The organism is Mycobacterium barrassiae (genome assembly GCF_025822765.1).
Lineage (GTDB): Bacteria > Actinomycetota > Actinomycetes > Mycobacteriales > Mycobacteriaceae > Mycobacterium > Mycobacterium barrassiae.
In genome coordinates this window covers 26,913-37,101 of the sequence record NZ_JACKUK010000011.1, presented here as the reverse complement: position 1 = coordinate 37,101, position 10,189 = coordinate 26,913, and the positions used below count along the sequence as shown (strand labels likewise).

The following is a 10,189-nucleotide window of genomic DNA, read 5'->3' as shown; positions in this document are numbered from 1 at the left end:
CTAGCCGTCAAGAGCCCCGTCCTGCGCCAACCGCTCTCGCAGGCTCTTCGGCCTTATGTCCGGCCAGTTCTTCTCGACGTACTCCAAACACGTTGCACGGTCAGCCTCGCCGTAAACCACCCGCCAGCCGTCTGGCACGTCGGCAAAGCTTGGCCAGAGGCTGTGCTGCTCCTCGTCGTTGACCAAGACGAAGAAGCTGCCGCTGTCGTCGTCGAACGGATTGATGCTCACGTCTCTCCATGTTGTTCGTCGGTTACCGCAAACCGATGGCGAGCCTACCGCAAACCTAGTGCAGGTTGAAATGGTGGGCAAATCATTCTCACGAGGTTCCCAGGGTTGGGCTCCTCAGCAAACTTTAGCAAGCTTACCTTGACTATTAACTGTGGCGTCAATTCCTTTCCCGTCCGCCCAGGCTGGCGTTATATCCTGCAGAAACCTCTCTTTGCGAGATCGGCGCGAATGTGAAATTCCTGTGGGCTCGCTAAGCCGGCAGCCAGAGGTCTAGCTGAATCTTTCCCAATGGAAAGACGCGCCCAGCAAACATTCGTGCAAAAGTCCGCTGCGCGACAGTCGTCCATCGGCTATAGGACGGCTGCCATGGTCGCTAGATTCTCTCCGGCCAACGGCTCAGAGAGCTTAGCGACGGTTTATGGGCTACTCAAGAGGTTGCCAGCATCACAATTTGGTGCACATCGAGTGAGCTTCGCCCACTACAGGGGTGTGGGCTATCTCTCAATGTGAAATGCGGATGCGGATATAGCAATCAATCAGGGAGCCCCCGCAAACATGCGAGACCCCAGCTCAATGCCGGAGTTGCTTTGATCACAATCGGGCCGCCTGCCGGGTTCACAACGACCAGCGCCCCCCGAGTCACGAGGGAACCCGGACCGTCGCACACGACCGCGAGGACCCCTCCTCGCAAAGCCGCGTAGTGCATGAACGTGACTTTGCGCATTCGGGGCGTCGCTCGCTGGCGAATCCTGGAGATCACGACGGTCCTCGTTCGTCGCTTGAAGTAAGCGCGCTGTACAAATCCAGCCTCGAAGTAAGCGAAATGTACGAAGCTACTTTGCCGGCCGCTTTCGGCGACCATACAGCAACGTTATGTGTGTCCCGTCACGGTCGCATCCAGCAACGGTTGCGGCGTCTCGGAAGCAAACTATTAGAATTCGACATTCGGTAACGGAATGGCCCGATTTGATACCGGCGGTTCCGGGTATCTACAGTAGTTACTGGTCAGTAATATACCATACCTGCAGGTATTTGCATTCTGCTAAACAATTCACCCCGGTGACGCACCACGCGTCACGCGGAATCCGGAGTTGCGCCTCGTAGTGAGTTGTCAGTCGGTGTCCTGGCCCGACGGCTCGCCGGTCGCCTGGATCGGCGATGAGCCGGCCGGCATGAGGGCGATGAACAGGGGCACCTGCACGACCGCCCCACCCGGGATGGGCACACGCATGCGGAACGACACGATCTCCAGTTCCAGACGCTGCCCCCGCCGCGTCTCCATCTCGAGCCGACCCGGGATCCAGCGAGGCTTCGACAACCACGCCAAGCCGCGTTCGATCGACTCGACCAGGTTCATGGGCCCGACTATACCCGGCGAAAAGTACCGGAAAACCGGCGAGAATCGGCCATGCGTTACGGCGCATCAGTCCCGTTGCATTACAACGATGCTCGTAAAGATATGCGGAAACTCTCGTCCGAGGTCGCCCGCCAAGGCAAATTTTGACGTGAACTTAGCTGAGCCTTTCCCCGGTGTCCGACATCGAGGCTTTCTCGGGAACCGACGCGCACCTCGGGCTCAAAGATCCGCCGGAAGTCTCCCATCAGAGATGGCTATAGATAATGAAGGACAGATCTCCGGTCGCGGACCGACACGACCAGCGAAAGGCCCAGACTCCCCCATGAAATTCGTACTGACGTGCTGGGGCAGTCGCGGCGACGTCGAGCCGTCCCTGGCTGTCGGTTGCGAACTGCTACGCCGAGGCCACGAAGTACGTATGGCCGTGGCCCCCGACCTCGTCGAGTTCGTCGAGGCAGCTGGGCTTACTGCAGTCCCGTACGGCCCAGACGTGCAGGCGCTTCTCAACGAGGATTTCGTACGCAATCTGTGGGCGAAGTTCTTCCGTAACCCAGTAGGGCTGTTGCGGGAGTTGTGGGCACCGATCATCCGCCACTGGGAAGAGGTCGGTACGACACTGTTGGCGCTGGCAGACGGCGCCGATCTGCTGTCGACCGCGATCAACTTCGAGCAGGCCGCGGCCAACGTCGCCGAGCACTACGGCATTCCGTTGATCTCCATGCACCACTTTCCGATGCGGCCCAACGGCCAACTCATTCCGATGCTGCCCGCCCCACTGGTCCGCTCGGGGGGCACGATCTCAGAGTGGCTGTTCTTTCGTGCGACTCGAGATGTCGAAGAAGCCCAGCGCCGCGCGCTGGGTCTACCGAAAGCCACCCGACGAGCAGCGCGGCGCATCGCCGAACATGGCTGGCTGGAAATTCAAGGCTATGACGCGGTATCCGTGCCTGGATTGGCGGCCGAATGGGCCAAATGGAACGGCCAGCGGCCCTTTGTCGGCGCGCTGACCACGCAGATGAGCACGCCGGCCGATGAAGAGGTGGCGACTTGGATCGCCGCGGGTCCGCCACCGATCTGTTTCGCCACCGGCAGCATTCCTGTCGAATCCCCCGCCGAAACAATGGAAATGATCAGCACCGTCTGCGCCCAATTAGGCCAGCGAGGGTTGGTATGTGCTGGTGGGACTGACTACAGCGACGTTCCGCATCCCGACCACATCAAGGTAGTCGGGGCGGTCAATTACGCCGAGATTTTTCCAGCGTGCCGTGCCATCGTGCACCACGGTGGCTCGGGCACTACCGCGGCAAGCCTGCGCGCCGGCGTCCCCACCGTGATCCTGTGGAGCTCGGCCGACCAGCCATACTGGGGAAATCAACTCAAACGCCTGGGTGTGGGCACCGCTCGGAGCTTTTCGAAGACCACCGCCAAATCACTGACCGCCGATCTGCAACAAATCCTCACCCCGCAACATGCCACCGCAGCCCGCGATCTCGCCGCCCGGATGACCAAACCGGACGAGTGCGTTGCCCACGCCGCCGACCTCTTCGAGGAAGCCGCGTCGCCGAAAACATCTTGACGACGTTTCAGCGCGGTACCTGGTGCAGTGCCACGCAGGACCACATCATCGCGACGGCCACCGCAGGCTACCGCCGCTGAAGCAAACGGTTCGGCACCTACATCACAGCGCAAAGTCGTTCTCCGGCAGTCATTTCCACTGCAACGGCCGAATGCTCGGCGGCGCCGCAGCGACCGACCAGCCCCGCTTGAGTTTCATGCGGCGACTACGCGTGGACGCCCCCTCAGGGGTCAATGCCCAGATTGCCCGGCACCTCCGACACCGGAGATTGATCGCATCTGTCACCTGCACGGACCCGCCGGCTTGGGGGGTTCCATGCTCGGCCTAGTCGTGGTTCACCGGATCCCTCGGACAGGTCCAAGTGCCAGTTGGGCAAACACTCGAGAACGCGACATGGAATACTCCCGACTGTGAGCGAACTGGCGATCGAGGTTGTCGGCCTCACAAAGATCTACGAAAAAATGAATGCGCTGTCGGGCGTGAGCTTCTCCGTTCCGGCCGGAACGGTGTGCGGATTGCTCGGCCAAAACGGCGCCGGCAAGACAACGACCATCAATATTCTGTCCACACGGATCCGTCCGACAACAGGCGGCGGCACGGTCGCCGGTTATGACATCACCCGCCAGCCCGCCAAGGTGCGTGAAAGCATCTCGCTCGCCGGGCAGTTCATCGCGCTGGACTACATGCTGACCGGCTGGGAGAACCTTGTCTTGTTCGGCAGGCTGCGGGGCATGAGCCGAAAGCAGGCAAAGGCACGCGCCGACGAACTGATCGAACGGTTCGACCTCGTCGCGGCCGCCGACAGGCCGGTGGGTAAGTACTCCGGAGGCATGCAGCGGCGTGCGGACCTCGCGGCCGGGCTGATGGTGCCGCCGAAAGTGCTGTTCCTCGACGAGCCGACCGTCGGCCTCGACCCGCGCAGCCGCCGCGACGTCTGGGATCTCATCGACGATTTGGCCAAGCAGGGAACCACCGTTCTACTGACCACGCAGTACCTGGAAGAGGCCGACATCTTAAGCGACTCGGTAGTCGTCATCGATCATGGACGGGTGATCGCCAGCGGCACCGCCGAGGAACTGAAGCGTCGCGTAGGCGCAGACTATTGCCAGGTGAGCCCAGCGAACCCAGCCGACCTGCCACGGGTGGCGGCGGCACTGGCTGGACTCGACGGGGTGGATGTAGATGCAGACAACAACTCGGTCTCGGTGGTTGCCGTCGGCGGGGTTGCCATGCTGGTCGATGTGTTCCGCCGGATCGATGCACAAGGCATTGAACTCTCCGACATTTCTCTGCGTAAACCATCGTTGGATGAGGCATTTCTGCATCTCACCGATCGGACCGTCACCCATCCATGACGCCACTAGCTGCCCTTACCGAACGGTCTTTGAAGACGTCAGCGCGGGACGGTGGGTTGATCTTCGAATTGGCGTCCCCAGTGGTGTATCTAGCCGGCTTCAGCGTGGCGCTGCGCGGTCTGGTCGACACCGGCGAACTCACGTATTCGCAATACCTGGTCCCTGCGGTGGTTGTGCAGTCAATGATCTTCGTCGGCCTGATGACCGCAGATCGCGCGGTGCGTGACCACCTGTCTTGGTTCGGCGAGCGGTTGAAGACGTTGCCGGTAGCGGCGGTGGCCCCGGTAGCCGCCCGCATGACAGCCACCCTCATCCGCGCTGGTTTGGCAATGGTGGTGGCTGTGACCGCTGGTTACGCATTCGGTTTCCGGTTTGCCGGCGGCTTCGGATACAGCGTGGCTTTCGTACTCCTGGCATTGCTGCTGTGCTTGGGCGTCGCTTTGGGCGCGGACGCACTCGGTTCGCGCGCGAACAGCATTCAAGGTGCTACTTACATACTGTTCATCCCTTCGCTACTGCTTTTCATGCTGTCCACTGGAATAGCACCCGAATCGACCTTTCCTGAATATCTGCGGCCGGTGGTGCGCAATCAGCCGGTGTCACAGGCAGCCGAAGCTTTGCGCGGTCTGGGGGCCGGGCATCTCACTGACAACCTGGCAATCACGCTGACGTGGTGTATAGGCATGGTGTTGGTGTTCGGCACGATCACGATCCAGATGCAAAGGCGCACTGCGTGACTCCGCACCGAGCGCTGAACCACTCGCTGCTGTCGCAGACTTGGGTCCAAGCCGCTCGCCTGCTCACCCGGTGGCGGCGCGACCGCGTTGTCCTTTTGGGATCGCTGGTTTTCCCGATCTTTCTTCTGGTGCTTTATCAGGTGATCTTGGGTGAGCGGGTGTACAAGGTCACTGGTGTCGAAAGCGTTTACGGCCTGGTTCCGGTCTGCGCAGTGCTATCCGCGTTGTTCGGCGCCCTCGGCAATTCGGTGGGTATCCAGCTGGACCGGCAATCAAGGCTGCTTGGGCGAATGTGGGTGCTACCGGTGCATCGAGCCAGTGTTCTCACCGGACGACTCGCCTCGGAGGTGGTGCGCGCGCTCTTTGGAACGGTTGTCATCACCGCGCTTGGCTTGGTGATGGGGCTGCGTTTCACTCAAGGCTGGGCGGCGGCACTGTTGTTCATATTGATTCCCTCGATCGTGGTCGTCGGGTTCACGATGGTGGTGACGGTGGTGGTCATCCACGCCAAAGCACAGAGCATCATCACTTTGGTCTCGGCCGGAACCATCGCGCTGGCTTTCCTCAACCCCGGTACCACCCCGATCCATATGTACCCCGAGACCCTTCAGTTGATCGTGCGCATGCAGCCGTTGAGCCCACCCATTGAGACGATGCGGTCCTTGGCGCTCGGCGGACCCGTGGCGTGGCCGCTGACGATGACCCTCTTGTGGGCGACCGTCCTTTTCGTGGCTCTTACCCCGTTCGCGATGCGCGGCTATCGGCTCGCAGCCGAGTCGGATATATAAGGTTGATCGGCATGGCGTGCCATCGCCGAAGCGATCTGCCACGCAATTTGCCGGTCCGAGAATGCAATCGTTGAATGGCACGTGGATCTGGAATCGCTACTCATATATCGCGTTATTCGCTACGGGATCACTTGATGCAGTCAACCACTATCGACATTGGCCTGAATGGGTGAGCTACCCGCTCGTCGTTATCCGGCGTTCTCTTAACATAGCCCTTCGAATAATCGATGGGGTTGGTATGGGGGGCCCCGGTCTCGTCATAATAGTGAAGGAATTCAACGCTCGAAAATCGAGTATTGGCGAATAGCTCCACAATGTTCTCGTATACCGGGAACCAAACGTGACCACCCTTCACCACTTTTTTCTTTCCAAAGATAGGTGGACGTCGTTTGAATGCTCCGCCGCCACCCGGATCGAAAATGATATTGCCATCTGCGTCTTTCAGGGATCTTTCGACCAGGACATCGCATCGATAGTCTGGAAGTGACAACCTAAAGAGCCCGCCCTTCTTCAGGACTCGGTAGATCTCGGAAATCGTCGCAGGAAGCCGGTCGAACTCTATGTGTTCGAACACGTCCTCGGATTGGTAGATATCGACTGATTCGCCAGGAATTGGGAGCGGCTTCGTCACGTCGTGACGAATATGCCATTTATCTTCCTGTACCAGAGAGAGACCTACTAGTTGCCTCGTTTGGTATTCAGGCATGTCGGGAACATCGCCGGCGTACAAATTCACGACAGGAAGGGACGACAATTCGCTGAATTTCATGAACTGCTCCTTGCTTCGATGGTTGAAGTCACGTGGGCGTCCGTACCGGAAAGGGGTCTCACTGTTTTCCTTTGTTCCGGCCCATGCCGTGGTACTCGAAGCCCTCAGCCCGCAGCTTGTCAGGGTCGTAGATGTTTCGCCCATCAAACACGACATGGCCTCGCATGGCCGATTTGACGCGCTGCCACGATGGCCGCTGGAACTGTTTCCACTCCGTGAGCAGTAGCAGCGCATCCGCGTCCTCGACGGCCTCGTACATGCTTCCGGCGTATTCGATTGAATCGCCTAGCTTCTTTTTCGCCTGCTCGGTTGCTTCGGGATCGAAGGCACGCACTAACGCCCCCAACTCGACCAGCCTCTTCGCGATGACCAGGGACGGGGCCTCCCGCACGTCGTCGGTCCTTGGCTTGAAGCTGAGGCCCCACATCGCGATGCGCAGACCGTCCAGACTCACGGACTCGCCCCCGAAACGAGTGACCACCTTGGATACGAGAACGGCCTTCTGCTCGCTGTTGACCTGCTCCACCGCGCGCAACAGTCGCATGCCCAACCCCAGTCCGTCCGCGGTATATAGAAGGGCCTGAACATCTTTCGGCAGGCATGAGCCGCCGTAGCCGATCCCGGGAAACAGGAATTCATAGCCGATGCGCTTGTCGGCCCCAACGGCCTCTCGTACCGCCGAGACATCGGCGCCGGCCCTCTCGCACAAATTCGAGATCTCGTTGATGAAAGAAATCTTCATCGCGAGAAAGGAATTGGCCGCGTACTTTGCCATCTCGGCGCTTCTAGTGTCCATCGCGATCAGTGGACGGGATTTGCGCAGGAACGGCTCGTAGATCTCTCGCATGATCGCGAGAGCGCGCTGCGAGTCGCTGCCGATCACCACGCGGTCGGGCTCCATGAAGTCGGCAATCGCCTTTCCCTGCTTCAGAAATTCGGGGTTGGACACGACGTCGAACTCGTGGTTGGTCTTCTTGCTGATGATCGCTTGAATTTCGTCGGCAGTTCCGACGGGGACGGTCGACTTGTTGACGACTACCTTGTAGCGGTCCATATGAGAACCGATGTCTTCTGCCGCGGAGTACACGTAGGTGAGGTCGGCCGCGCCGCTGTCGCTCATGGGCGTCGGGACAGCGATGAAGATCACGTCACCGTGTTCGACTCCGCCCTGGATGTCGGTGGTGAAGTCGATAAGCCCGTTCTCCCGGTCAGTTTCGATCAGTTCAGCCAGCCGGGGTTCGTAGATCGGAACCTCCCCCGCGAGCAGTCGGTCGATCTTGGCGTGATCGATATCGACGCACACGACCTCGTTACCGCTGTCCGCCAGGCAGGCGCCCGTCACCAGGCCGACGTAGCCGGAACCGATTACCGTAATCCTCAAGCTGACCCCTTCATCGCTTGGTCGATCGCCGCCCATATTGCCGCAAGCACACCCTACGAGTCAGCCAACCCCGGCCCTCGCAACCGAGTAGGAACAGACCGATAGTTGCTTTGCCTACACCACTCGCAAGAGTTGCGCCGAAACCTTCACCCTTTCGACGGTGGCTTCCGCGCAAGATTGCGCCGTGTTAGTACCGCCACGTGCAACAACCACCCTAGGAGGCCGTCGACCACTGGGCCTTTTGCGCCCTGACAGCCAGTCGCGGTGCCAAGCTCGGCCTTGGTAGTTGGTGTGTCAACAACGGTTGAAATTGACCCTTCCAAGGGTTGAAATTGACCCCCTTGGTGTTCATAGTCCGTTGGTTGATCCCGGGACTCGCCCGGGGTCGCGGTCATTCATACGGTAGAAGTCGCCTTTGGAGGGCGATGACCTCTGCGTGCCAGACGAGACGTCGATGCAGGCGGACCTCGTCGCCGAACACTTCGGCGCCAGCGGCCGAACGGTCCTCGTGACCGACGTCAAGCATCTTGATGACAACACCTACCTACGGTTGCCCACCGGCGGCGATCGGGTCTGCGGCACATACCCACCGAGCTGTCAGGCTATGCGCTTGATGAATGCATCGGGCCAGTAGGTCACACGCTCGGTCACGACGCCCTCATTGAAGGGGAAGGTCGGCTCCTCGATCGTGAACCGCTCGTTTTCAGCCACGAAGGCGTGCGCCGCCGCCTTGGGATTGTTCCAGTCCCAATCGTCGCCTGTGCGGGGGCCGCCTTTAACCTGCTCCATCACACCATCGGTTGCAACGATGTAGCTGCCTACACTGACGAGCGGTGCATAGGCGCGAAGTTCGTCGAGCACATGGCCCTTCGTGTGGTTGGAATCGAGCACGACCAGCACTGTCTCGCCCTGCTTCACCAGCGCCTTCACTTGATCGACGATGTGGGGCGCTGTCGACGAGCCCTCGAGCAACTCGATCCGCTTCTTCATTGGATGCGCCTCGATCGCCTCACGGTTATGCAGGCGAATCTCGATGTCGATGCCAATGACACGGCCCTTGCCCATCGCCTCGAACAGTGAAGCATAGAAAATCAGCGAACCCCCGTGGGCGACGCCGGTCTCGATTAGCACGTCGGGCTTGAGGTTCCAGATGACCTCCTGGAGACGGATCATGTCCTCTGGGAGTTGGATGATCGGGCGACCCATCCAGGCGAAACTGTAAACATACTTGGTGTCCCAGCCAGCCCGGATCCATGCACGCGAAACGGCTCCGAAACCCTCGGCCGAGGAAAGGCTGTGGCGAACTTCCTGCTCGCCGTCGCGAACGATCACGACTTCCTGTTCGTCATCGATAATCGTGATCAAGCGCGCAACCCCTTCCGGATATCCCAATTCCAAGGATGAGCCTAGCCACCAATTGTTCTTGAGGTACCCCAGGTTCGTTCCTACTTGGTTCCGGGGCCGGGGTTGGCGAACTCGCAGGGTCTCGTGCAGGCGATTTCGTTATGCCAGGACCCCCATTGAACAGTCGGCAGCTCGCCAAGACAGTCGGTCGTCAATACCAGCGATAGGTAGTACACCTCCGGGGCCGATACCCGACGGCTCATCGCGCAATGCGTCCCGCTCGGCCGGCTCCGTCGACGCTGCGCTAATCGAGCGTTGGCCGAGATCACCTTCGAACTGTTCAAGAACGAACTCATCAGCCGGCAACGCCTTGGTGCGACACCAACCACGTCGAAATCGCCACCGCCGAGTGCCGCCAACCGCTGCGCGCCCACCTACGAGAGTACGGCGATCCCAACCTCGTCCACGGCCTAGCCCAAATGCTTGACCTTCCGCGACCCCCTACGTGACGACCACAGACTTGCACCGCCATCCCGAAGACCTCTTCACGGTGCGCACGTAGGCCCCCCCGGCACCCAATGGCCACCGGCTAGTGCACACATCCGAACCAGCAAAACCGAGTATGCAGCCCAACGACCTACAGACCATTGA

General features: G+C 60.0%; 9 protein-coding genes. 4 read left to right on the top strand and 5 right to left on the bottom strand.

Going from position 1 to position 10,189, the window contains the following annotated elements; genetic code table 11:
- Together H7J93_RS02650 and H7J93_RS02645 are read right to left on the bottom strand one after the other, a co-directional pair.
- Complete coding sequence (locus H7J93_RS02650) at positions 1 to 231, bottom strand: MbtH family protein (protein WP_083156984.1); 231 nt, start codon at positions 229 to 231, stop codon at positions 1 to 3.
- Positions 232 to 1,342: 1,111 nt separating this feature from the next.
- On the bottom strand, positions 1,343 to 1,588 hold the full coding sequence (locus H7J93_RS02645) for a hypothetical protein (protein ID WP_267304744.1): 246 nt from the start codon (positions 1,586 to 1,588) through the stop codon (positions 1,343 to 1,345).
- 322 nt (positions 1,589 to 1,910) lie between these two features.
- Between H7J93_RS02645 and H7J93_RS02640 the strand changes: the two genes are divergently transcribed.
- The 4 genes from H7J93_RS02640 to H7J93_RS02625 all read left to right on the top strand — a co-directional run bounded on the left by H7J93_RS02640 (position 1,911) and on the right by H7J93_RS02625 (position 6,044).
- The gene (locus H7J93_RS02640) at positions 1,911 to 3,164 is read left to right on the top strand and encodes a glycosyltransferase (RefSeq protein ID WP_267304743.1); all 1,254 of its coding nucleotides are present in this window, start codon (positions 1,911 to 1,913) and stop codon (positions 3,162 to 3,164) included.
- A 410-nt stretch (positions 3,165 to 3,574) separates the two neighbouring features.
- Positions 3,575 to 4,519: an ATP-binding cassette domain-containing protein gene (locus H7J93_RS02635; RefSeq protein ID WP_267304742.1), complete on the top strand. Its 945-nt coding sequence runs from the start codon at positions 3,575 to 3,577 to the stop codon at positions 4,517 to 4,519.
- On the top strand, positions 4,516 to 5,256 hold the full coding sequence (locus H7J93_RS02630) for an ABC transporter permease (RefSeq protein ID WP_267304741.1): 741 nt from the start codon (positions 4,516 to 4,518) through the stop codon (positions 5,254 to 5,256). The genes H7J93_RS02635 and H7J93_RS02630 overlap by 4 nt, the downstream gene beginning before the upstream one ends.
- Positions 5,253 to 6,044 (top strand): ABC transporter permease, encoded by a 792-nt coding sequence (locus tag H7J93_RS02625; protein WP_267304740.1) that lies wholly within the window; start codon positions 5,253 to 5,255, stop codon positions 6,042 to 6,044. The genes H7J93_RS02630 and H7J93_RS02625 overlap by 4 nt, the downstream gene beginning before the upstream one ends.
- Positions 6,045 to 6,171: 127 nt before the next feature.
- On the opposite strand, the gene H7J93_RS02620 is transcribed toward H7J93_RS02625, so the two are convergent.
- The 3 genes from H7J93_RS02620 to H7J93_RS02610 all read right to left on the bottom strand — a co-directional run bounded on the left by H7J93_RS02620 (position 6,172) and on the right by H7J93_RS02610 (position 9,559).
- Positions 6,172 to 6,813, bottom strand: a complete 642-nt coding sequence (locus H7J93_RS02620) for a methyltransferase domain-containing protein (RefSeq protein ID WP_267304739.1) — start codon at positions 6,811 to 6,813, stop codon at positions 6,172 to 6,174.
- Positions 6,814 to 6,871: 58 nt separating this feature from the next.
- Positions 6,872 to 8,230: a UDP-glucose dehydrogenase family protein gene (locus H7J93_RS02615; RefSeq protein WP_267304738.1), complete on the bottom strand. Its 1,359-nt coding sequence runs from the start codon at positions 8,228 to 8,230 to the stop codon at positions 6,872 to 6,874.
- A 561-nt stretch (positions 8,231 to 8,791) separates the two neighbouring features.
- A complete protein-coding gene (locus H7J93_RS02610; protein ID WP_267304737.1) occupies positions 8,792 to 9,559 on the bottom strand; it encodes a cephalosporin hydroxylase family protein in 768 nt (255 codons plus the stop codon).
- Positions 9,560 to 10,189: the final 630 nt, after the last annotated feature.

Excerpts from the sequence above, each read along its gene's own strand:
- H7J93_RS02645 (WP_267304744.1), bottom strand. The coding sequence starts at position 1,588 with ATGAACCTGGTCGAGTCGATCGAACGCGGCTTGGCGTGGTTGTCGAAG.
- H7J93_RS02640 (WP_267304743.1), top strand. The coding sequence starts at position 1,911 with ATGAAATTCGTACTGACGTGCTGGGGCAGTCGCGGCGACGTCGAGCCG.
- H7J93_RS02630 (WP_267304741.1), top strand. The coding sequence starts at position 4,516 with ATGACGCCACTAGCTGCCCTTACCGAACGGTCTTTGAAGACGTCAGCG.
- H7J93_RS02620 (WP_267304739.1), bottom strand. The coding sequence starts at position 6,813 with ATGAAATTCAGCGAATTGTCGTCCCTTCCTGTCGTGAATTTGTACGCC.
- H7J93_RS02615 (WP_267304738.1), bottom strand. The coding sequence starts at position 8,230 with ATGGGCGGCGATCGACCAAGCGATGAAGGGGTCAGCTTGAGGATTACG.